The sequence below is a fragment of the Pricia mediterranea genome (assembly GCF_032248455.1).
GTDB classification, from domain to species: domain Bacteria; phylum Bacteroidota; class Bacteroidia; order Flavobacteriales; family Flavobacteriaceae; genus Pricia; species Pricia mediterranea.
Window position 1 is genome coordinate 3,664,549 of the sequence record NZ_JAVTTP010000001.1, and the last position, 21,360, is coordinate 3,685,908.

Sequence of the window (21,360 nt, forward strand, 5' to 3'; positions counted from 1 at the left end):
TATTAGGGGGTAACTCCGAAATGATTTTCATGCAGGGATGGATGGGGATCTACCCAAAAAAATTGTGGCAGGCCCCATGAGATGATGGCACTGGGTCAAACTACTGAAAAATCACGATGCTCAAAGGTGGGATGGTCAGCTCGACGGACTGTTCGCGTCCGTTCCAAGGTTTTTCGATGAGTTGGGTAAGTTTACTTTTCATACCGGACCCCCCATATTTTTTGTCGTCACTATTCAGTATCTCCTTGATCTTTCCCGAATCTTTAGGAATACCTACCTTATACTTTTCCCGGGGCGCCGGGGTGAAGTTGCAGACTACAAAAAGGTCGTTTTTAGTGTCGTGTCCCCTTCGGATATAGGTTAAGACGGAATTTTCGTGATCTCCGTAATCGATCCACTGAAAGCCATCGGGACTGAATTGTTTCTCGTACAGTGCGGGCTGGTTTTTGTAGGTCTTGTTCAGGTCCTTGATCAATTCCTGCACCCCAGCGTGAATATCGTACTGTGTCAGGTGCCAATCAAGGCTTTGCTGGAAGTTCCATTCCGAGGTCTGTCCGAATTCCCCGCCCTGAAAGATGAGGTTGGTGCCGGGATGGGTAAACATATAGCCGAACATCAGTCGAAGGTTCGCAAACTGCTGCCATTCGTCACCGGGCATACGGTAGACCAGCGATTGCTTGCCGTAAACGACCTCGTCGTGCGAAAACGGCAGCATAAAGTTTTCGGTAAAGGCGTAGGTCATACTAAAGGTAAGGTCGTTCTGGTGGTGCTTGCGATAGATTGGTTCCTTCTTGAAGTATTCGAGGGTGTCGTGCATCCATCCCATCATCCATTTCATACCGAAACCGAGTCCCCCGTATTGCACCGGTTTCGACACCCCGGTAAAGGCGGTGGACTCCTCGGCGATGGTCTGCACATCGGGAAATCGGCCGTAAACCGCTTCGTTAAATTCCCTTATAAACGAAAGGGCCTCGAGGTATTCGTTGTTACCGTACATGTTGGGATCCCATTCCCCGTCTTCCCTGGAGTAATCCAGATAGATCATCGAGGCCACGGCATCTACCCGAAGGGCGTCGACGTGGTAGTGATCCAGCCAAAAGATGGCGTTGCTGATCAAAAAGGCGCGGACCTCGTTTCTTCCGTAGTTAAATATCAAGCTCTTCCAGTCGGGATGGTATCCTTTTTTTCTATCGGGATGTTCGTACAGGTGCGATCCGTCAAAGAATCCGAGTCCGTGTGCATCCTCCGGAAAATGGGACGGTACCCAGTCCAATATTACCCCGATACCCGCCTGGTGCAATTTGTCGACCAAGAGTTTAAAGCCCGCGGGGTCGCCGAAACGCGATGTGGGAGCGTAGTATCCCGTGAGTTGATAGCCCCATGAAGGGTCGTACGGATATTCCATGATAGGCATAAACTCCACGTGGGTAAAGCCCATTTCGTCGACGTATTCGACCAAGTCCTTGGCCAGTTGTTCGTAAGAGAAAAAGCTGTTGTCGGCATTGCGTTTCCAAGAGCCGAGGTGCACTTCATATACCGAGAAGGGGGTGTCCAACGAATTTTTCTTTGCCCGGGTATCCATCCATGTGGCATCCTTCCAATCGTAGTCCGCGTTCCAGATGACCGAGGCCGTCTTCGGGGGCTGTTCGCAATATCGTGCAAAGGGATCCGCTTTTTCGGTCACTACCCCGTGGTTGTTGGAGTGGATCTTATACTTATAAATTTCGCCATGGCCTATTTCGGGAATAAAGCCTTCCCAAATCCCACTGGCATCCCAACGTACGTGCAAGAGATGTTCCCGGTCGTTCCAATCATTAAAATTGCCGACTACTGAAACAGAGCGCGCCGATGGCGCCCAGACTGCGAAGTACGTGCCTTTGATGCCGTTCAGCTCCATGGGGTGCGACCCCAGTTTTTCGTAGAGGCGGTAGTGCTTGCCCGCCTTGAACAAGTTGATATCGAATTCGGAAAATTGACTGTAAACGGTTACGTCGGCCATAGTGTCGTATGTTGGATTAGTACTGAAAATCAGGGTCAAATCTAAGCAAGTTTGTTCAATGATGGACTTATTTGCGGATTTAACTGACTTGATTTATATTTTTCGGATAAAAGATACGGTTTTTTAAAAAACGGAATGCTTTTTGAAACTTTAAGTTTAGTTTACGGAATAAAAGAGACTTTTTGAAATATGTCGATTATTTATTTATGCGCCTTTTTGTTCCGTTCATCGTTAAAATTTCAGACCGTAGCTTCGGCTATGCTCGAAAATTTTGCCTAGAACGGCATCAAAAATGACCTTTAAAAATTCTAGCCACACAGTTCAAAACAGTCTTTAAACCATTTAAAATTTAGAATTATGAAAAACATAGCAGTAGTCTTAGGTGCATTTTTAACTTTGTTTATAGTGGCCTGTGAAGGCGATCCGGGACCTCCGGGACTAGATGGATTGCCAGGGCCGGAAGGGCCACAGGGGGAAGACGGTATCCAGGCTCAAGTATTTGAAGTAGAGGGAGTCAATTTTAATTATAATGACGCCAGTAACCTCTATGAGACCCTTTTGCCATTCTCGGATTTCACCAGTTTTGAAGTGCTGCCCAATGACGCCGTTTTGGTGTACCAGTTCGGCGGTACCGCGGAATTCGACGATGGAAATGAAGAAAACGTTTGGAACCAGATTCCACAAACCTATTTTCTGGAGCAGGGTTCCATTCAATTTTTGCCCGGACATACCACGAAGGATGTCGAAATACTTATAACAGGTAACTTCGACCTGAGTACTTTGGACCCCGGTTTTACCGATAATCAAATTTTCAGGGTCGTTATCGTGCCCGGGGTAGCTGCCGAAGCCAAACTGGATAAGTCGGACCTTAATGCAGTCATGAATTCGTTGGGTGTCACCGAAAAGGATGTCCAAAAAGTACAATTCGATTGATTTGCGCTGGCATTTGGGTAGGGTCCTGCCTTTAAAGTGGGACCTTTATTTTTTGGCCGGGTGATTTTCCGTTCGGATAAAACTTTCAGCTTAGGTTTTCGTAGGTAATGTTCAAGGGATGGTCCATCGATTACCTTACATTGAAAAAAAAATTATTGAACACTCAAAAATTGTAGGACACATGTATATCAAATTAGCGCTCGCACTCTGTCTATTATTGACCGGATGCAACGGGAATTCACAAAAACAGAACACCGCAATGACGCAGGACGATCCGTCGGAAAAGAAATTCGAGGTCGTCAAAACGGATGCCGAGTGGCAAAAGGAATTGACCCCCATGGAGTATCAGGTCCTTCGCAACGCCGCTACCGAAAACCCCTTTACCAGCGAGTTGCTCGACAATCAAGAAGAAGGCACCTATGTCTGTGCGGCCTGCGGCACCGAACTTTTCGAAAGCGATACCAAGTTTAAGTCCGGCACCGGATGGCCCAGTTTTTACAAGGAAATCGAGGGCAATGTCGCTTACGATGTGGATTACAAAATTGGGGTCAAACGCACCGAAGAACATTGCGCCACCTGTGGCGGCCACCTCGGACATGTCTTTGAAGACGGGCCCGAACCCACCGGACTTCGCCATTGCGTTAACGGCGCGGCCTTGGATTTTGTACCGAGTAGTAAATAGTCCGATGGATAATTTTTCAAAACAATCCGCGCTTTACGCAAGATACAGGCCGCATTATCCTAAGGAACTACTGTCAGAAATTTACGGACACGTCAAGGAAAGGAAGCGTGCGTGGGACTGTGGTACGGGAAACGGCCAATTGGCGGAAAAACTCGCTCTGGAATTCGAGAATGTACATGCGACGGACATTAGCGAGGAACAGTTAAAATATGCCGTGCCAGAAAGCAACATCAACTACATAAAAAGCTCTGCCGAAGAACCTATTTTCGAAAGCGGAATGTTCGATTTGATTACGGTAGCCCAAGCCATTCATTGGTTCGACTTTGAAAATTTCTACAAAGAAGTTGTACGAACATCTAAAAAGGATGGGGTTTTCGCTGTAATCGGCTACGGCCGATTGACTACCGATTCCAACGCCACAAAGACTATCTCCGATTTTTACGATAAAATGTTCCGATCGCATTTTACCGAAAACCGCGAATATCTGGACAAAGGCTATAAGACAATACCCTTTCCGTTCTTGGAAATCGGATATTATGAGTTTGCAGCGACCTACAATTGGAACATAAAGGACCTTAGTGGATACATGCAATCCTGGTCCGCCGTACAGAAGTTCAGGGAAATAAACGGGTTTGACCCAACAGATGGAATAATCACCGAATTGTCGAAAGATTGGAAATCGTCCCAAACGGTCCGATTTCCGGTTTTTTTGAGACTTGCAAGAATTAATCCAGGTGCAGACACCTGAGTATCGACACTGGGCTTTTGCAGCCGATAGCATCATTCAGGTTCGATGCTTACGCGCGACCGGAACCCACAACCATCTGAATTTACGATTTGCGGCAATATAGACGCGAATTACATTTCCCTAGACTTCCTTAGACTCCCCTAGACTCCCCTAGATCGCTAACCCTCCCAACTTATAAACTCATAAACTTATAAACTCATAAACTTTTTTGAGCCTAGGATTTGAATTGCGTACTTTTGCTTCTCTTTAACTACAACATCTAAAAACAATAGAATATGGCCGATTTCGATGTAATTGTTTTGGGCAGTGGCCCTGGAGGATATGTAACCGCGATCCGATCTTCACAACTGGGGTTCAAGACCGCTATAATCGAAAAAGAAAGCCTCGGCGGGGTCTGTTTGAATTGGGGCTGTATACCTACCAAGGCCCTCTTGAAATCCGCCCAGGTATTCGAATATTTGAAGCATGCGGAAGATTACGGACTCAAGGCCGATAATGTCGAAAAGGATTTTGATGGAGTCATTAAACGCAGCCGTAATGTGGCCGGGGATATGAACAAGGGCGTAAAGTTTTTGATGAAAAAAAACAAAATTGATGTCCTGAAAGGCTTCGGCACCCTAAAATCCGGAAAAAAGGTATCCGTTAAGGCCGAGGACGGCACGGAAACCGAATACGCTGCCGACCATATTATCATTGCCACGGGCGCACGGAGTCGCGAACTGCCCAGCCTAAAACAGGACGGCAAAAAAATCATCGGCTACCGCGAGGCCATGTCCCTAGAAAAACAACCCGAGAAAATGATCGTGGTAGGGAGCGGTGCCATCGGTATCGAGTTCGCCTATTTCTATAATTCCATGGGCACCGAGGTCACCGTTGTCGAGTTCCTTCCCAATATCGTCCCGGTGGAGGACGAAGAAATATCCAAGCAATTGGAGCGTAGCTTGAAAAAAGCGGGCATTAAGATTATGACCGCATCCGAAGTGACCGAAGTGAATACTTCTGGTGATGGCGTCAAGGCGACCGTTAAGACCTCAAAAGGCGAACAGGTACTGGAAGCCGATATCGTGCTTTCCGCGGTGGGTATCAAATCGAACATTGAAAACATCGGACTAGAAGACTTGGGCATAAAGACCGATAAGGACAAAATTCTTGTTGACGATTTCTATCAGACCAATATTCCCGGATATTACGCCATCGGCGATATTACTCCCGGGCAGGCCTTGGCACACGTAGCTTCGGCGGAAGGCATCCTTTGTATCGAAAAGATTGCGGACATGCATGTCGAGCCGTTGGATTATGGCAATATTCCGGCATGTACCTATTGTATCCCCGAGGTCGCCTCAGTGGGACTCACCGAAAAACAGGCCGAGGAAAAGGGATTTGACATCAAAGTGGGGAAATTTCCCTTCTCCGCAAGTGGAAAGGCCAAGGCCGCCGGTACGCCGGATGGTTTTGTAAAAGTCATTTTCGACGCCAAATACGGGGAATGGCTCGGCTGCCATATGATCGGGACCGGGGTCACCGACATGATTGCCGAAGCCGTGGTCGCCAGGAAGCTGGAGACAACAGGTCACGAAGTACTTAAAGCGGTGCACCCGCACCCGACCATGAGCGAAGCCGTCATGGAAGCGGTAGCGGCAGCCTACGATGAGGTCATCCATATATAACTTTTGCCATCTATGCTACATCTTTTTAGAACCACCGCCATTCTCGAAGGTATCTCATACCTCGCCCTGTTCGCCGTTACCATGCCCTTAAAATATTTGGCGGATTTGCCAATGCCCAACAAATACGTGGGATATGTGCACGGGTTTTTGTTTATCGCCTATATCGTTTTGGCCATCGTTTTTTGGAGAAGCCAAAATTGGGGATTCAAAAAAGGTTTTATCCTGATATTGGCCTCCCTGCTGCCTTTTGCTACTTTCTACGTGGATAAAAAGTACCTGGCGCCGAGAGAAGCTTAACCTCTAAAGATTCCAAATCCCAAATTTAAATTCCAATCCCTCTTCGGTGTTCGAAACGAAGTCTTGCTTAGGCTGTTTATATTTACGTGCCAAAGATTCTTTATGAACCTTACGTATTACCTATAATGCCTGGCCGATAGAAAGGTATAGGTATAGCCCAAGGTAATCGTATTCCAAGTTCTATCCCCGATATCAATTCCCGTGTAGGAGAAGTTTACTTCCGATTGCGGACCGGTCTGAATCCCGATTTGGGGCCGATAATAGAATCCCCCGTCATTGCCTTCGTTCAATCCGAACGCCTGGCCCACATCGCCCCCGAATGAAAAGGATTTAGCGGCCCAAATGCGAATCGAGGCGGCTATTGGCGCAAACTGTAGGCTGGGCAGCTTAATGCTAACACTCTCCGCACGGAACCTTTCCGGAAAACCATGAACGATGCCGGCTTTTAGGCCTATGTCAAAAATTTTGTTCGGCGCCCACATATAACCGATATCCGCACCAACGACAACGCCGATCCTGTCGTTGAAATCCCCGATCGGGATGCCCCCATGGGCACCGATCTTAAAGCCTTCTTGCGAGGATGCTGTCGTAAAGATGAGCGTCAAAAGTAATAATGGCAGTAATTGCCCGATGTGTTTGAAGTTCATGGTAGAGGTCTGTTGAAGTGAAATACAGTTAAAAACAGTCTCTAGAACGTATTTTTTGATGGTTTTGTTGTGGAGGGATTGACCTTGGGAGTAATTATGGGGTATTGGCAACTATAGATGGCGCTTAAAATCCTGTTTGATCTTTCGACGATTAATCGCGGCCTTCATAATCTCGGCCGCAAGTCTTTCAGCTAGTACGTGTGTAGTGATTTGTTGAACTTTACCCCCGCGAAACATCCCCGGAGCCGGAGGTCTTGGTATCTACTTTTTCGGGATTACCGCGGTAGCTGATATCCCCGGAGCCGGAGACCCGGGCCTTGAGCATTTTGTTGGCAGTTACCTTGATATCCGCCGACCCGGAGATGGTGGCATCCACATTGTCGGCAATTAGGTCATACGCCTTGATATCGCCCGAACCGGAGATGGTGGCTTCGAAATCACGGGTCGTACCGCTAAGATCCATATCCCCCGAGCCAGACATCGTGGCGGTCATGGAATCGGCTTCAAGATCCAGGCTAATATCCCCCGACCCGGACATGGCGGTCTTAAATTCAGATGCTCTTAGTGTCGTTCTTCCCACTATATCTCCCGATCCGGATAGGCTGACCGATTCGATGCGCTCTACCGGTACGGTGATGCGGATGCCATCCTCCCAGCTGGAGGGCTTTAAATTGATGCCTTTCTCTGTTTTGATAATCAATTTTCCGTTTTCTACCTCGGTCACGATGTATTCCAAAAGATTTTCCTCTCCTTCTAAAATTAGTTCTCCTTCTTGACCATCCACCAAATCCACATCGAACCTTCCGGATACCGCTACCGCATCATAGTCTTCTACGCTGCGGTCGATACGCACCATATTGCCGTTCCCTTTTATGCCCTTGCCCCATTGCGCGGAGCAGGAGGTGGCGCTTGCTACCAATACACTTAAAATAATTGCTTTTTTCATGACGTTGTCGTTTGTGTCCCCCAAAAAAGCTGGGGATGGGATTAGTACTTTAATTTTTGTAAAACACAATGCCCCCGTAATCGCTACTAATCGAAACGGCGTTGCCGCTGTTGGGAGATCCATAGTGACCTTTGTAATAGCTGCTGGTGTTTTTCTCTTCGCTGATGTTGATCTCAAAATCATTTTTTCCGCTGACCCCGGAATAGTCAGTACTGATTTCGAAATTGAAATGATAGTCCGGGTCATAGCCGATTTTAACCCCTGTGTAGTCTGTTCTTATCCGTATGTTTCCGGCGTCGGCAGCCATTTTGTCTATTTTTAGGGAACCGTAGTCCGCATTCACGTCCACGTTCCCGTGAATCGTGCCAAGGTGCACATTGATGTAGTCGCCGTTACCTTGCACATTTTTGGCCTTGCCGATCTCGATTTTACCATAATCGCAGGAATATTGTAGGTTCTCCATTTGCCGGACTTCCGAATTGGTGTAATCGGCACTAATAATCAGGTTGCCCGCCTTTTCGATGGTAAAGCCCGAATAATCGGCGGAAATTTTTCCGCTTTCGATATATCCGATGGCGGATTTCGAGGTGTAATCGAAGTTCAATTGGTTGTCGCGGCCGTTGAGTTCCCCGATATCCAAACGGCCGTAATCACAGCTGATTTTGGCGTGGCCGTCCACCCGGTCCAAGGTGATACTGCCATAATCGTTGTTCAGGTCCACCTTACTTTTTACGGGCAATTTTATGGTGTAATCGATTTGCATATCGACGTTGTTATTCCGGCCCCAGTTCCATCCCCAACCGGATTCGTTCTTGTTTAAAATGGTACGGGCGGAGACCCGGTTACTGCTGTTTTCGAACTCGATTTGGATTTCATCCAATTTTTCCTGCACTTTATCTTCTCTGTTGCCGCTGGTCTTGACATGCACCTCGATCAGTATGCGGTTTTCGTTCCACGAGGTGATATTGAGGTTGCCGTAGCTATTGTTAACCGCCAAAAGCGCATCCGAGGCCACATCGAATTCCCTTTTGATTTTTTTCTCCTTGGTGTACTTACCTTTGACCTTAATGCCGGGTTTTTCGCCAGGGTCGGTATCGCCTGGTCCTTGCGTCATTGCAGGAGGCAAGTTGCCGTAATGATCGGTAATAACGGCATCCCGGGCCCACAGAGTTGTAGGTAATGCTATAATAGCGATGGCTAAGCCTTTAAATAACAATTTCTGTATCATCGTACGCATTTAGGTTTTTAATGTTTTCAATTGTATCCAGGACCTCTTGCAATAAATCGATCCGGGTCCTGAAATTGGTAATCATGGCGCTTAAAATAAGTTTGCTGTTTCCCCCGTTTACAAGGTCTTGCTCCAATCGGGCATAATCGGTTTCTAGTTTATCGAGTTGCCCCATCGTGTCGTCGATGATTTGGCGAGTCTGCGGACTACTTTCGCTTTCAAGGGTCTCGATCTGCGCCTCGATCAGCCCTGCAAAGTAATACGAGGCCCGGCCTACCTCGGGAGAAATTTGAGCTACCTGCTGATCTATGGTTCTTTGTGATTTGAAAAGGCCGACCCCAAGGGTACATAGCAGGGCTATCGAAGCGGCAACCGCCAAAGGTTTCCACCACGACCACGAACTTTTCGTTTTTTCCGGTGTCATTATGCCTTTCGACGCGTTTAGTTTCTCAATAAACCGTTGTTTATGTCCCCCTGCAGGCACCTCGGTATCAAAGTCCCCCTGAAGCCTATCGAACAGCTCTTCTATAGTTTCTTTTTTCATAGCATTCTATACGTTTATCCATCATTACTTTGACAACATTTTGATACTCAATACTCAATACTGAACACTCATCCGCTTTCGAAGACTTTCCTTCGCGCGGGATATCGTCGTCCTGCAATTGGCATAGCTGATATTCATAATTTGACTGATTTCCTGATAATCATAACCTTCAACGAGATGTAAGGTCAAAGAAATTCGGTAGTTGTCCTTTAGACCGTCCATGGTTTCCATCACTTTTTGAGCCTTCAGTTCGGTAAACGCATGGTCGGGGTCACTTACCTCGTTATCTTCGACCTTGTACAGTACATCATCCAATGCCACTTTTTTCATTTTTTGTTGCGATCGATAGTGTTGAATACTGTTGTTGATCACGATACGTTTCAACCAGGCCCCGAACGCAACCTCGCCCTTGAAGGTATGCAGCTTTTCAAATGCCTTTAAAAAGGACTCCTGCATGATATCTTCCGCCTCACCTTCATTTTTTACAATCCTATAGGAGGCGTTGTACATCGCCCTATAGTAGCGGTTGTAAATCTCGAGCTGCGCCGAATCTTTCTCCTCAAGACACCATTGCAATAGCGTATCGATATGTTCCTCTTTATGGCTCAAAAAGCGGATTGTTTGTTATAAGGATTGAACAAGTTAGGAATTGTTACAGTATTGAAATCTTTTTTTAAGAAAATGAGTTAGCGAAAGGACTGCGGCAACCTCTAGTTTAGAGGCTTATTTTGTCGATTTGGAAGGATTTCAAACGCAGCTTCATTCCCGATTATTATTCCACACTGTTTGAAACTCCCGATCGTAGAAATCGGAATTGCCCTCTTTCAATATTATTTATTATATTTGTTAACCGTATGGTTAAACCATTTATTAAAACCTTATAGTTAATGAAAGATATAAGTACAGAGCAAGCCATTTTGAACGCTGCCATCTCCGTATTCCAAAAAAAGGGAATGGCCGGTGCCCGGATGCAGGAAATCGCCGATGGGGCGAATATCAACAAGGCCATGCTGCATTATTACTTTCGTAGCAAGCAAAAGTTGTTCGAAGCCGTTTTTTTGCAGGCTTTCCAAAAGTTCGCACCGCACGTGAACGGGATATTCAATTCGGAAGCTTCCGTATTTGAAAAAATAGAGGAATTTGCCGACAGCTATATCTCCTTTGTCATCGAGAATCCGTATCTGCCCACTTTTCTGATACAGGAGATCAATATAAATCCTGACTTCGCCACTACTTTTTTCGAAGCACACTCCGCCCCCGACCCTGCATCCTTCGAAAAACAGATCGCCGAAGAAATTGAAAAGGGCACTTTGAGACCTGTTGATCCCAAACAACTTTTGTTGCATCTTTTTTCGCTCTGCGCTTTCCCATTTGTAGGCAGGGGTCTGGTAAAAGGAATTCTAAAGGTTGATAATAAATCGTTTACGACCTTGATGGAAGAGCGAAAGATCTTAATCCCCGAACTGATCATCAATTCAATAAAGGCATGATGTACGGCATTGAAAAACATATTGGAAAGGAAAAACTTCTGGCGCTATTAAAATTGGTCAAGATGAAAAAGATCTTGATTTTAGCCGCGGTATTTCTGGTCTTTCCCGCATCGGCGCAACAAATAATAACCTTGGACGAGTGCTTTGACCTTGTTGCCGAGAACTATCCGCTGGCCGAACAATCCGTTCTACTCCACGAACAGAGCCTTTTGGATATCGAGGCGATCAACAAGGGCAAATTGCCTCAATTGAATATCAACGCACAGGCCAGCTACCAATCCGACGTTACAAGTTTGCCGATCGAGATCCCGAACGCGACGATAGATCCGCCCAACAAAGATCAGTACAGGGCGACCTTGGATGCCAACCAACTGATCTATAACGGCGGGCTGATAGATGCCTCGGCAAAGCTCTCGGAGGCCAAAGGTAAAGTTGGCCAACAGGAGGTGGAGGTCAATTTATACGGACTCAAAAACCAGGTCAACCAACTCTATCTTTCGGTACTGCTCCTACAGGAAAACCGCAGTCTTTTGGAAGCTAAGGAAAAACAATTGAGAACACGGTTGGATGAGGTAGATGCAGGCGTAAAATTCGGAACCTTGTTGCCATCTTCCGCCGATGCCCTTGAAGTGGAACTTTTAAAAGTAAAACAGAATTATACGGAACTCGATTTCTCGAGGACGGGACTGCTCGAAAGGCTGTCGCTCTTAATCGGCAGGGAGCTGAACAAAGATGCCGTGTTGCAACGGCCCGAGGTTTTCATGGTGGCCAAGACTGAATCCAAAAGGCCCGAACTGGTGCTTTTCGATCTTCAAAAAGAACAGGTCGAGCTTTCGACAGAATTGTTGTCAAAATCCAAATCACCCAAGTTGAACGCCTTCGCCCAGGGTGGCTATGGCAATCCGGGACTGAACATGCTGGACAATTCGTTCAATACGTTCTACATGACGGGACTGCGGTTGAACTGGAACGTTTTCGACTGGAACAAGAACAGGACCGAGAAACAATCCCTTCAAATCAACAAGGAAATTATCGATACACAAAGGGAGACCTTTGAACTCAATACCAATGCAGAACTGGCCGGCCTGCAATCCGAAATCGATAAGATCGAAGGGCTGATTTTCTATGATGAAGCGATTATCCCATTACGTGAAAAAATGCTGAAAACGGCCGAATCGCAGTTGGATAACGGGGTCATCACCTCATCGGCCTACATTACCGAGTTCACGAACCTTTACGAGGCCAAGAACAACCTGTCCCTGCACAAAACTCAACTGATATTGAAGCAGATACAGTATCAGCTCGAAAAGGGGGCGTATGGAGAATAGAGTGTAGAAAATAGAATATAGAGAATAGACATCAACATGGAGAATAGAACATGCAGCAGAGATTTTTGACGGAAGTCAGGACAATTAGACCTGCTAACATTACTCAACGAATCTGTTAAAGTCATGGAATGGGCCGTGACAACTCTTGATGCCAACCGGAATCACAGGGTCATGAATCCCTTTAAATACAAATAAAAATAAACAGATGAAAACAACCTACATAGTTGTAATTGCGATGAGCCTGACGACATTGTTGTCCTGTTCCGGTAACGGGGAGAAGGCAGACGGATATGGAAACTTTGAGGCGACGGAAACCACAGTTTCCGCAGAGGCCAATGGCAAGCTCCTTTTTTTTGATGTCGAGGAAGGGCATAGGCTCGAAGAAAACGTTATTGTCGGCGTTATCGATACCGTTCAAATGTCACTGAAACGGGACCAGCTCTTGGCTGCCAAAAATACTATTTTCTCCAAATCGCGGAACGTGCTCTCACAGCGGGAAGTTTTAAAAGAACAACTAAAAGTAGCCCAGAACGATCGGGCACGTATCACGAATCTGATCAAAGCCAATGCCGCCACCCAAAAACAGCTCGACGACATCAATGGCCAAATCGAAATTCTGAAACAACGCATGAAAAGTGTGGAGACGCAAAATGCACCCATCGTCAATGAGGTAAAGGGCATCGAGGTACAGATACAACAGATCGAGGACCAAATCGAAAAAAGTGTCCTGAAAAATCCAATAAAGGGAACCGTTCTGGTAAAATATGCCGAACCCAACGAAATCGCCGCTTTTGGGAAACCCCTCTATAAAATATCCGATTTGGATGAAATGGAGCTTCGGGTCTACATCGGCGAAACCCAGCTGGCAACTATCAGGGTAGGGCAGGAGGTAACCGTAAAAATTGATGATGCGGACACTATGAAATCCTACGACGGAACGGTATCGTGGATTTCCGACTCGGCGGAATTTACGCCCAAGATCATACAGACCAAAGAGGAGCGGGTCAATTTGGTGTATGCCGTAAAAGTGAGGGTGAAAAATGACGGAAGCCTGAAAATCGGTATGCCGGCGGAGATGTGGATCGGAAATGAGTGAACAGTAATCAGTTTTCAGTAAACAGTAGAAAATACTGCGTAACAATCGACATATCACCATTTCAAAGTCTTACGCAGAGAAAATCCATAAATAAAAACAATGAAAAGAACAGCAATTTTACTATCGGCGTTTTCCTTGCTTGTAATCCGTTGTAAGGAAACAAAAAAAGAAATCCCTACTGAATCGGAAACCACTAACAAAACGGTCGTCCCGGAAGACGGTTCAAGTTCAACGCAAGCATCTGACGATGCCTGGGTCAACGACATCATGCTGAACAACGGTGTCAAATGGCAGGCGAACAAAGAAACTACCGATGGGGTTACGGCGATGAAGGCCTTGATCGACGCAACCGACGCTACGAACGTAGCCGACTATAAAAAATTGGGCGATGCCCTGAACGAAGTAAAGAATACAGTGGTCAGGGAATGCACTATGAAGGGAGCATCGCACGACAACCTGCACGTTTGGCTGCACCCGTTGATCGAAAAAATAGAAATGCTACAAAACGTAAAAAATACGGAAGAAGGGGCGCAGTTGACTTCCAAGATCAAAACGCATTTGGAGGGATACTACGATTATTTCATATGAAACGAGCATGAACAAATTTTAAAAATTATTTCGCAAAAGGCGATGTTTAAAATTTTTCATGCGAGAGCGAAGCGGTTATCCCGATGGCTATCGGAACTCTAATTTTTTTAATTAGCTTATTTCTTGGTAATTAAGAACATTTAAACGTATGAAACAGTCCCTATGAACAACCGCATCGCACCAGTAAATCTAAAAACAAAATGGGCATATCCGTAAAGAACATCAGCAAATCATATGGGAAGGTAAAGGCGTTGGAAGATATTTCCTTTACCATAAATCACGGGGAACTGTTCGGGCTGATAGGCCCCGACGGAGCGGGGAAAACGACCCTGTTCCGCATACTGACGACCCTGTTGATCGCCGATGAAGGGGAGGCTAGCGTTGCAGGGTACGATGTCTTCAAGGAGTATAAGTCCATCAGAAATCATGTGGGCTATATGCCGGGCCGGTTTTCGCTCTATCAAGATCTTAGCGTGGAGGAAAACCTGAACTTTTTTGCGACGATATTCGGGACCACGATCGAGGAAAATTACGATCTGATCAAGGACATCTACGTGCAGATCGAACCGTTCAAGGATCGGCGTGCGGGAAAACTGTCCGGAGGTATGAAACAAAAACTGGCCCTGTCATGTGCGCTGATCCACAAGCCCAAGGTCTTGTTTCTCGACGAGCCCACTACCGGGGTAGATCCCGTGTCCCGTAAGGAGTTCTGGGACATGTTGAAACGCTTGCAGCAGAAAAACATTACCATTCTGGTCTCCACCCCATATATGGACGAGGCCGCCCTGTGCGATCGTATCGCGCTTATGCAGGACGGCAAGATCTTAGAGATCGACGTGCCCGGTGCCATTGTAGAACAGTATCCGAAAGCTATTTACAATGTGGGCGCGAACAATATGTACGGGCTCATAGAAAGCCTAAACGCCTATGAGCACAGGCATAGCGTGTTCCCGTTTGGCGAATTTGTGCACTATACCGATAACAGGCCGGATTTTGACCCGGCTTCCTTGAGGCGCTATTTAGAGAGGCAGCACCTATCGGAAATCCATATCGAAAAAACACAGCCCACTATAGAGGACACTTTTATGGAACTTGCCCGCCAATGAAAAACGACAACGTCATCCAGGTCCAAGACCTTACTAAAAAATTCGGGGACTTTACCGCAGTAAACGCTATCAGTTTCGAGGTCGGGAGAGGAGAAATTTTTGGTTTTTTGGGAGCCAATGGAGCCGGAAAGACCACGGCGATAAAAATGCTTATAGGCATTTCGCTGCCCAGTTCGGGGGAAGCGCAAGTTGCGGGATACGATGTACATACAAAGGCCGAGGCTATAAAAAGGAACATCGGTTATATGAGCCAAAAATTTGCCCTGTACGACGATTTAACGGTAAAGGAGAACATTACGTTCTTTGGAGGTATTTACGGATTGTCAAAAGTAAGGATAAAGGAAAAATCGGACCGGCTTATCGAGGAACTGGGCCTGGAAACCGTCGCAAACAGTTTGGTGGGGTCGTTACCCTTGGGATGGAAGCAAAAATTGGCCTTTTCGGTGGCCATGTTACACGATCCTAAAATTGTGTTTTTAGACGAACCTACCGGGGGCGTTGATCCGATTACCCGGCGACAGTTTTGGGAAATGATCTATAAGGCGGCGAACAGCGGGACTACCATTTTCGTCACCACCCATTATATGGACGAGGCCGAATACTGCGACAGGGTGTCGATTATGGTAGATGGAAAGATTGAGGCCATAGATACGCCCAAAAAATTAAAGGCGCAATTCAAGGTCGATTCGATGAACGACGTATTTCTAAAATTGGCCAGGAATATCGAGTGAGAGGGAGAAAGTTGCAGTTGGCAGTGAAAAAGTAAAAAGTAATAAGCAATAAGTGAAAAAAGAAAAATGAGAAGTGAGAAGTAACAAATGCATGGCGGAATCAGTAACGCAATGACTAAGCAACTAAAAAATCTGTTCCAAAAAAAGAAATGAAACGATTCATAGGATTTGTGCAAAAGGAGTTTTACCACATATTTAGGGATAAACGCTCGTTGTTTATTCTCTTTGGGATGCCTATTGCCCAAATTATGCTCTTCGGCTTCGCCATTACCAATGAGATCAACAACGTGGATATTGCCATTTTGGACCGATCCAAAGACGTTACCACCCAAGAGATCATCAACAAGATTTCGGCATCAAAATACTTCAGTATACTTCAGGTGCTAGAAAATGGAACGGAAATAGCGCCTGTCTTTGAAAAGGGAAGGGTCAAGGCGGTCCTTTATTTTGAAAAAGATTTCAGCAAAAAGCTGATTGCCGAACACAGGGCAAAGATACAGATCGTCACCGATGCGACCGATCCCAATATGGCCAATACGATAAGCAATTACATCAGTTCCATAGTACAGAATTATCAGCAAGAACAGAACAGGGCTATCGATATTAAATACCAGATCGTTCCGGAATCCAGAATGATATATAATCCCGAACTAAAAAGCGTCTATATGTTCGTGCCGGGGGTGATGACGGTCATTTTGATGTTGGTTTCGGCGATGATGACCTCGATTTCCATCACCAGGGAAAAAGAACAGGGCACCATGGAAATTTTATTGGTATCGCCTTTAAAGCCCTTTCAGGTGATTTTGGGAAAGGTGTTCCCCTATATTTTCCTGTCCATTATCAACGCGGTTGTCATTGTCTTGCTAAGCATTTTTGTATTCCATGTCCCGGTCACCGGCAGTTTGATCTTATTGGGACTTGAAACCGTTTTGTTCATTATAGTCTCCTTGGCACTTGGTATTTTGATTTCCACCATCGCCGCTACCCAACAGACTGCCATGATGATATCCCTAATGGGCCTGATGCTGCCGGTAATCCTGTTGTCGGGATTCATATTCCCTATTTCGAGCATGCCGTGGCCGCTTCAGCTTATCAGCCACATTGTACCCGCTAAATGGTTCATCATTATAGTAAAGGGCATTATGCTCAAAGGGGTCGGATTAGCCTTTTTATGGAAGGAAACTCTTGTTTTGGTGGGTATGACACTCTTTTTGATCGGACTGAGCGTCAAGAAATATAAGATTAGATTGGAATAGGTAAGAAGTAAGAAGTGCAAAATACGAAATGTGAAATACGAAATGCACAATGCGGAGTAGGAGATGTGAAATACGCGGCGTGAAGTTGAAAACAGGAAACTGAGCGGCCAAAACGCTTCGCCTTTTATGTGAAGTGGAACTTACTGAAGAAAAATGAACACGATACGCTACATCGTTCAAAAGGAATTTAAGCAGATCTTTAGAAATAAGGGAATGCTTCCCATCATTTTTGTGCTGCCCTTATTGCAATTGGTGGTGCTTTCCAACGCCGCCACCTATGAAATCAAGAACATTGCCTTTGGATATGTAGATTACGACCGATCCTCGACTTCGCGGGGGTTGATCGACAAATTCGAGGCTTCGACCTATTTTAACGTATTGTATGCGTTTCCGAATGCCAGTAACGGGAGTTCGGCCCTATTAAAAGGTGATGTTGATATTATCCTTGAAATTCCCCGTCACTTTGAAAGAGATCTGCAAAAGGACGGACGCAACCATCTAGGCGTTACCATAGATGCCATAGACGGGGCGGCGGCGGGGGTGCAAAATGTGTACGTCAATCAGATAGTTAACAGTTTCAATACCAATATCATGTCCGATCTCCGCCGACCTTCGGACGCCGTTTCCCGGCCCGTCGTCATAGAGGGCATCCCATTGTTTTGGTACAACGAGACCTTGAACTATAAAACATTTATGGTGCCCGGCATTTTGGTACTTCTCGTGACCATGATCACCTTGTTCCTGTCGGGAATGAACATCGTACGGGAAAAGGAAATCGGTACTTTGGAACAGATCAATGTTACCCCGATTAGGAAGAACCATTTTATCATAGGGAAGCTTTTTCCTTTTTGGGTGATTGGAATGGGCCTGTTGACCATAGGGCTGATCTTGGCAAAACTGATTTTCAATACCCCGATGATCGGAAGTTTGACGCTTCTTTATTTCTATACCTCCATCTATATACTGGTCATTTTGGGGATGGGCCTTTTTATTTCAAACTTTACCGATACCCAGCAACAGGCCATGTTCATCGCCTGGTTTTTCGTGGTAATCTTCATTTTGATGAGCGGTCTGTTCACCCCTATCGAAAGCATGCCGAAATGGGCACAGCTATTGACCGAATTCAATCCCATAAAATATTTTGTGGAAGTAATGCGCATGGTGATGCTCAAAGGTTCGGGCCTTGTGGATATCCTTCCGCAACTATTAAAAACCCTACTATATGCCTTGATTATGAACGGTTTGGCAGTATGGAGCTATAAAAAGGCAAGTTGATAGAAGAGTCAAGATATGGTACGATACCAAGGTCAAAATGAAAAGAACACTAAAGTAATCCTCTCGACCTCTTTTTTGGCGAATGGATTTTAGCACCGGGCGTTTTGAGCTTGAGCCTGACATTTGATTTTAAATTATAACATGAAACGAGCATGAACAAATTTTAAAAATTACTTCGCAAAAGGCGATGTTTAAAATTTTTAATGCGAGAGCGTAGCGGTTACATGCGTTCTCAATTTTTTAATTAGCTTATTTCTAGATAATTAAAAACATTTAAACGTATGACAAATAATACTAAAAATCGCTTACGGACCGAGGAATCCATATTTCTTCGTGGGCCGCTGTCCAGATTTAAGGAACTGTTCTTTTCCTTCAGGGTACAGTTCAGTTTTGTAAAAGCTTTTCGGAAAATGCACTTTATCGGTCCCTGCGTAACCGTGTTCGGATCGGCGCGGTTTGATGAGGGCAATCCGTATTACGTTCAGGCCGAGGCGGTGGGCGCGGCTTTGGCAAATTTGGGGTTTACCGTAATGACCGGCGGTGGTCCGGGTATTATGGAGGCCGCCAATAAAGGGGCCTACGAGGCAGGAGGGTATTCGGTGGGCTGTAATATTATCCTCCCCTTTGAACAAAAACCGAATCCATACTTACACAAGTGGATTGACATCCGCTATTTTTTTGTGCGAAAGTTTCTATTGATGAAATATTCGTATGCCTTTGTGGTCATGCCCGGAGGAATGGGTACGTTGGATGAACTTTTTGAATCGATAACGCTGATCCAGACCAAGATGATCCAAGATTTTCCGGTGGTGATTTTCGGTTCGGAATACCACAAGGAACTCTGTCAGCACATCCAGATCATGGCAGAAAAAGAAAGTATAAGTCCCGAAGACATGGAATTGATTTTCGTTACAGATTCGGTGGAAGAAATGTCGGAACATATCAGGACCCACGCCATCGAAAAATTTAAACTTAAACCAAAACCACAAAAACCAAAATGGTGGTTCGGGGAAAGCAGTAAAATATCAACCGTTATAAATCGAACACGATGAAAAAGAACAGCATATTGAGATACGTCACCTTATTTATTTTAACAGCTTTTGCCTTATTAACCTTGTTTTTGAGCAGTTCGGTGCTCTTTGATTGGTTCGGCATACGGGCAAGGGAAGGCAATTATGTGCCTTTGGTCGTCTGGGCCAATTTCATAAGCGGCGGACTTTATCTTATCGGTGCCTTCGGGTTGCTAAAACAAAAAAAATGGACGTTTTGGCCTTTATTGATCTCCGTTTTCATTCTGATCGGGGCACTGGTTGGCCTATACGTACATATAGAGATTGGCGCACCGTACGAAACCAAAACTATCGTGGCGTTGGTCTTTAGAACCGGCTTGACACTTGTTTTTACTTTTTTGGCTTATTTAATAACTGTACAATGGAAAAATCGATAGGAAAAATAACGGTTTTGATCGCAGTATTTGCCTTGATCTCTTTTAAAGGTTTCAATCAAAATGAAAGCTATACCCTGACCGTCATTGTAAAAGAACTGCGCAATTCCGATGGGGTAGTGCAGTTTGCCCTATATAATAAGGACGGTACCATTCCCGATGAAAAATTTAAGGCCTATTATAAAATGAAAAAGGGTGAAATAAGCAACGGCGCATCGACCATAACTTTCAACGACCTGCCCAAAGGTAGGTACGCCATAAACGTCTTGCACGATGAAAACGAAAATGGCAAAATAGACAAAGGCTTTATTCTACCGATAGAAGGCATCGGCTTTTCGAACTATAGTTCCATCGGATTGTCCAACCGTCCCAAATTTCCCAAGGCGAGTTTTGAGCTGGACTCCGATGTCACGGTGTCCGTAAAAATAATTTACAAATGAAAAGGTATGGCCGCATATCGATATTGATCCTTTTTTTACTGCAAATCGCCCACGCACAACAACCGAACGATAGTTTGCCCGACATTGATCTTGCAAAGATTGCCCAGGTCAACCAGAGCGACAGCTACATTACCTTCCCCACTGATATCGGCAATATCGAGCCCCTGATGTTCGAGGCCAACGTTAACCCTAGCTTTATCATCCGTGAGCGCAAGGAATCGAATTTGATGGCAGTGCTCACTGCGCAGATTAAGATTAGAATGTACAATGAAGATTCGTATCCCGTAAAAACGCCCAGCTATATTCCACAAGTAACCTTTTACTATTTAACAGGAGAAAAAAATCCTACGGACCATTATACGTTGTTCGGGAAATTTGCCCACCATTCCAACGGGCAGGATGGCGATTTTTACGGGTCCGACGGTAACATCAACGTACAGAACGGAAACTTTGCCACCAATTTTTTTGAACTGGGGGTTATTAAAACATCGTTCAGTAAAACGCTGAACGCTACAAAATTCTTCAAGAGTTCTTTCGAAGTGCATCCGCGAAGTTGGATGTTAGGGGAACTGCATGGAAAATACAGTGGCTTTCGTTGGCATAATGCTTTTTTCGCCTACAAACTCCCCGTGAAAATGGGGCATCGCGGATCGGTAAAGGCCGATTTCTCGCTAAAGGCCGAAACCACATGGCTGATCGATAACATCAATGATTGGGACACTTTTAATATTAAGAGGTTCAACATCGGGCTGACGTTCTACTACCATCCTAAATTTTTGGAGGACATTGGGTTCTTTGTACAGTTTTATCATGGGGTAGATGATTATAACATTTATTTCGACCGTCGGTTGGATGTTATCCGGTTTGGTATTATGACAGAATTATTGAGGTTTTGAATAATCGCCGAAACTTTAA

23 protein-coding genes are annotated in these 21,360 nt (G+C 45.4%); 17 read left to right on the forward strand and 6 right to left on the reverse strand.

What is annotated here, in order from left to right; genetic code table 11:
* Positions 1-100: 100 nt before the first annotated feature.
* Positions 101-1,999 (reverse strand): 1,4-alpha-glucan branching protein GlgB, encoded by a 1,899-nt coding sequence (gene glgB / locus RQM65_RS15190; RefSeq protein WP_314016266.1) that lies wholly within the window; start codon positions 1,997-1,999, stop codon positions 101-103.
* A 357-nt stretch (positions 2,000-2,356) separates the two neighbouring features.
* Here glgB and RQM65_RS15195 point away from each other — a divergent pair, with 357 nt between their 5' ends.
* From RQM65_RS15195 to RQM65_RS15215, 5 genes are all read left to right on the forward strand, one after another.
* Positions 2,357-2,932 (forward strand): collagen-like triple helix repeat-containing protein, encoded by a 576-nt coding sequence (locus RQM65_RS15195; RefSeq protein WP_314016267.1) that lies wholly within the window; start codon positions 2,357-2,359, stop codon positions 2,930-2,932.
* A 181-nt stretch (positions 2,933-3,113) separates the two neighbouring features.
* Positions 3,114-3,614: a peptide-methionine (R)-S-oxide reductase MsrB gene (msrB, locus tag RQM65_RS15200; RefSeq protein WP_314016268.1), complete on the forward strand. Its 501-nt coding sequence runs from the start codon at positions 3,114-3,116 to the stop codon at positions 3,612-3,614.
* Between the two features lie 4 nt (positions 3,615-3,618).
* A complete protein-coding gene (locus tag RQM65_RS15205) occupies positions 3,619-4,362 on the forward strand; it encodes a class I SAM-dependent methyltransferase (protein ID WP_314016269.1) in 744 nt (247 codons plus the stop codon).
* Positions 4,363-4,637: 275 nt separating this feature from the next.
* The gene (gene lpdA / locus RQM65_RS15210; protein WP_314016270.1) at positions 4,638-6,029 is read left to right on the forward strand and encodes a dihydrolipoyl dehydrogenase; all 1,392 of its coding nucleotides are present in this window, start codon (positions 4,638-4,640) and stop codon (positions 6,027-6,029) included.
* 12 nt (positions 6,030-6,041) lie between these two features.
* Positions 6,042-6,326 (forward strand): DUF3817 domain-containing protein, encoded by a 285-nt coding sequence (locus RQM65_RS15215; protein ID WP_314016271.1) that lies wholly within the window; start codon positions 6,042-6,044, stop codon positions 6,324-6,326.
* A 116-nt stretch (positions 6,327-6,442) separates the two neighbouring features.
* Here RQM65_RS15215 and RQM65_RS15220 read toward each other — a convergent pair whose 3' ends face one another.
* The 5 genes from RQM65_RS15220 to RQM65_RS15240 form a co-directional block, all read right to left on the reverse strand.
* Positions 6,443-6,973, reverse strand: a complete 531-nt coding sequence (locus tag RQM65_RS15220; protein ID WP_314016272.1) for an outer membrane beta-barrel protein — start codon at positions 6,971-6,973, stop codon at positions 6,443-6,445.
* Positions 6,974-7,193: 220 nt separating this feature from the next.
* Complete coding sequence (locus RQM65_RS15225; RefSeq protein WP_314016273.1) at positions 7,194-7,919, reverse strand: head GIN domain-containing protein; 726 nt, start codon at positions 7,917-7,919, stop codon at positions 7,194-7,196.
* 49 nt (positions 7,920-7,968) lie between these two features.
* Positions 7,969-9,147, reverse strand: coding sequence for a DUF4097 family beta strand repeat-containing protein (locus tag RQM65_RS15230; RefSeq protein ID WP_314016274.1), 1,179 nt, complete (start codon positions 9,145-9,147; stop codon positions 7,969-7,971).
* The gene (locus RQM65_RS15235; RefSeq protein WP_314016275.1) at positions 9,125-9,691 is read right to left on the reverse strand and encodes a hypothetical protein; all 567 of its coding nucleotides are present in this window, start codon (positions 9,689-9,691) and stop codon (positions 9,125-9,127) included. The genes RQM65_RS15230 and RQM65_RS15235 overlap by 23 nt, the downstream gene beginning before the upstream one ends.
* A gap of 54 nt (positions 9,692-9,745) precedes the next feature.
* Positions 9,746-10,300, reverse strand: coding sequence for an RNA polymerase sigma factor (locus RQM65_RS15240; protein ID WP_314016276.1), 555 nt, complete (start codon positions 10,298-10,300; stop codon positions 9,746-9,748).
* A gap of 278 nt (positions 10,301-10,578) precedes the next feature.
* Here RQM65_RS15240 and RQM65_RS15245 point away from each other — a divergent pair, with 278 nt between their 5' ends.
* The 12 genes from RQM65_RS15245 (at position 10,579) to RQM65_RS15300 (ending at position 21,341) form a co-directional block, all read left to right on the forward strand.
* The gene (locus RQM65_RS15245; protein WP_314016277.1) at positions 10,579-11,181 is read left to right on the forward strand and encodes a TetR/AcrR family transcriptional regulator; all 603 of its coding nucleotides are present in this window, start codon (positions 10,579-10,581) and stop codon (positions 11,179-11,181) included.
* A gap of 62 nt (positions 11,182-11,243) precedes the next feature.
* Complete coding sequence (locus RQM65_RS15250) at positions 11,244-12,509, forward strand: TolC family protein (protein WP_314016278.1); 1,266 nt, start codon at positions 11,244-11,246, stop codon at positions 12,507-12,509.
* A 205-nt stretch (positions 12,510-12,714) separates the two neighbouring features.
* Entirely contained in the window at positions 12,715-13,605 is an 891-nt protein-coding gene (locus RQM65_RS15255; protein WP_314016279.1) for an HlyD family secretion protein, read from the forward strand.
* A gap of 99 nt (positions 13,606-13,704) precedes the next feature.
* Positions 13,705-14,193, forward strand: a complete 489-nt coding sequence (locus tag RQM65_RS15260; RefSeq protein WP_314016280.1) for a hypothetical protein — start codon at positions 13,705-13,707, stop codon at positions 14,191-14,193.
* A 200-nt stretch (positions 14,194-14,393) separates the two neighbouring features.
* A complete protein-coding gene (locus tag RQM65_RS15265) occupies positions 14,394-15,299 on the forward strand; it encodes an ABC transporter ATP-binding protein (protein WP_314016281.1) in 906 nt (301 codons plus the stop codon).
* On the forward strand, positions 15,296-16,030 hold the full coding sequence (locus tag RQM65_RS15270; RefSeq protein WP_314016282.1) for an ABC transporter ATP-binding protein: 735 nt from the start codon (positions 15,296-15,298) through the stop codon (positions 16,028-16,030). The genes RQM65_RS15265 and RQM65_RS15270 overlap by 4 nt, the downstream gene beginning before the upstream one ends.
* A 149-nt stretch (positions 16,031-16,179) precedes the next feature.
* Positions 16,180-17,286: an ABC transporter permease gene (locus tag RQM65_RS15275; protein WP_314016283.1), complete on the forward strand. Its 1,107-nt coding sequence runs from the start codon at positions 16,180-16,182 to the stop codon at positions 17,284-17,286.
* A gap of 153 nt (positions 17,287-17,439) precedes the next feature.
* Positions 17,440-18,561: an ABC transporter permease gene (locus tag RQM65_RS15280; RefSeq protein WP_314016284.1), complete on the forward strand. Its 1,122-nt coding sequence runs from the start codon at positions 17,440-17,442 to the stop codon at positions 18,559-18,561.
* A gap of 281 nt (positions 18,562-18,842) precedes the next feature.
* Positions 18,843-19,613: an LOG family protein gene (locus RQM65_RS15285; RefSeq protein WP_314016285.1), complete on the forward strand. Its 771-nt coding sequence runs from the start codon at positions 18,843-18,845 to the stop codon at positions 19,611-19,613.
* Positions 19,610-20,008 (forward strand): hypothetical protein, encoded by a 399-nt coding sequence (locus tag RQM65_RS15290; protein ID WP_314016286.1) that lies wholly within the window; start codon positions 19,610-19,612, stop codon positions 20,006-20,008. Before RQM65_RS15285 ends, RQM65_RS15290 begins: the two co-directional genes overlap by 4 nt.
* Complete coding sequence (locus RQM65_RS15295) at positions 19,993-20,445, forward strand: DUF2141 domain-containing protein (RefSeq protein WP_314016287.1); 453 nt, start codon at positions 19,993-19,995, stop codon at positions 20,443-20,445. The genes RQM65_RS15290 and RQM65_RS15295 overlap by 16 nt, the downstream gene beginning before the upstream one ends.
* Positions 20,442-21,341, forward strand: coding sequence for a hypothetical protein (locus RQM65_RS15300; protein WP_314016288.1), 900 nt, complete (start codon positions 20,442-20,444; stop codon positions 21,339-21,341). Before RQM65_RS15295 ends, RQM65_RS15300 begins: the two co-directional genes overlap by 4 nt.
* The last annotated feature ends 19 nt before the right edge of the window (positions 21,342-21,360 follow it).

Excerpts from the sequence above, each read along its gene's own strand:
- RQM65_RS15220 (WP_314016272.1), bottom strand. The coding sequence starts at position 6,973 with ATGAACTTCAAACACATCGGGCAATTACTGCCATTATTACTTTTGACG.
- RQM65_RS15295 (WP_314016287.1), top strand. The coding sequence starts at position 19,993 with ATGGAAAAATCGATAGGAAAAATAACGGTTTTGATCGCAGTATTTGCC.
- RQM65_RS15290 (WP_314016286.1), top strand. The coding sequence starts at position 19,610 with ATGAAAAAGAACAGCATATTGAGATACGTCACCTTATTTATTTTAACA.
- RQM65_RS15280 (WP_314016284.1), top strand. The coding sequence starts at position 17,440 with ATGAACACGATACGCTACATCGTTCAAAAGGAATTTAAGCAGATCTTT.
- RQM65_RS15270 (WP_314016282.1), top strand. The coding sequence starts at position 15,296 with ATGAAAAACGACAACGTCATCCAGGTCCAAGACCTTACTAAAAAATTC.
- RQM65_RS15300 (WP_314016288.1), top strand. The coding sequence starts at position 20,442 with ATGAAAAGGTATGGCCGCATATCGATATTGATCCTTTTTTTACTGCAA.
- RQM65_RS15260 (WP_314016280.1), top strand. The coding sequence starts at position 13,705 with ATGAAAAGAACAGCAATTTTACTATCGGCGTTTTCCTTGCTTGTAATC.
- RQM65_RS15250 (WP_314016278.1), top strand. The coding sequence starts at position 11,244 with ATGAAAAAGATCTTGATTTTAGCCGCGGTATTTCTGGTCTTTCCCGCA.
- RQM65_RS15285 (WP_314016285.1), top strand. The coding sequence starts at position 18,843 with ATGACAAATAATACTAAAAATCGCTTACGGACCGAGGAATCCATATTT.
- RQM65_RS15275 (WP_314016283.1), top strand. The coding sequence starts at position 16,180 with ATGAAACGATTCATAGGATTTGTGCAAAAGGAGTTTTACCACATATTT.
- RQM65_RS15225 (WP_314016273.1), bottom strand. The coding sequence starts at position 7,919 with ATGAAAAAAGCAATTATTTTAAGTGTATTGGTAGCAAGCGCCACCTCC.
- RQM65_RS15245 (WP_314016277.1), top strand. The coding sequence starts at position 10,579 with ATGAAAGATATAAGTACAGAGCAAGCCATTTTGAACGCTGCCATCTCC.
- RQM65_RS15215 (WP_314016271.1), top strand. The coding sequence starts at position 6,042 with ATGCTACATCTTTTTAGAACCACCGCCATTCTCGAAGGTATCTCATAC.
- RQM65_RS15255 (WP_314016279.1), top strand. The coding sequence starts at position 12,715 with ATGAAAACAACCTACATAGTTGTAATTGCGATGAGCCTGACGACATTG.
- RQM65_RS15265 (WP_314016281.1), top strand. The coding sequence starts at position 14,394 with ATGGGCATATCCGTAAAGAACATCAGCAAATCATATGGGAAGGTAAAG.
- RQM65_RS15205 (WP_314016269.1), top strand. The coding sequence starts at position 3,619 with ATGGATAATTTTTCAAAACAATCCGCGCTTTACGCAAGATACAGGCCG.
- lpdA (WP_314016270.1), top strand. The coding sequence starts at position 4,638 with ATGGCCGATTTCGATGTAATTGTTTTGGGCAGTGGCCCTGGAGGATAT.
- RQM65_RS15195 (WP_314016267.1), top strand. The coding sequence starts at position 2,357 with ATGAAAAACATAGCAGTAGTCTTAGGTGCATTTTTAACTTTGTTTATA.
- glgB (WP_314016266.1), bottom strand. The coding sequence starts at position 1,999 with ATGGCCGACGTAACCGTTTACAGTCAATTTTCCGAATTCGATATCAAC.
- msrB (WP_314016268.1), top strand. The coding sequence starts at position 3,114 with ATGTATATCAAATTAGCGCTCGCACTCTGTCTATTATTGACCGGATGC.
- RQM65_RS15230 (WP_314016274.1), bottom strand. The coding sequence starts at position 9,147 with ATGATACAGAAATTGTTATTTAAAGGCTTAGCCATCGCTATTATAGCA.
- RQM65_RS15235 (WP_314016275.1), bottom strand. The coding sequence starts at position 9,691 with ATGAAAAAAGAAACTATAGAAGAGCTGTTCGATAGGCTTCAGGGGGAC.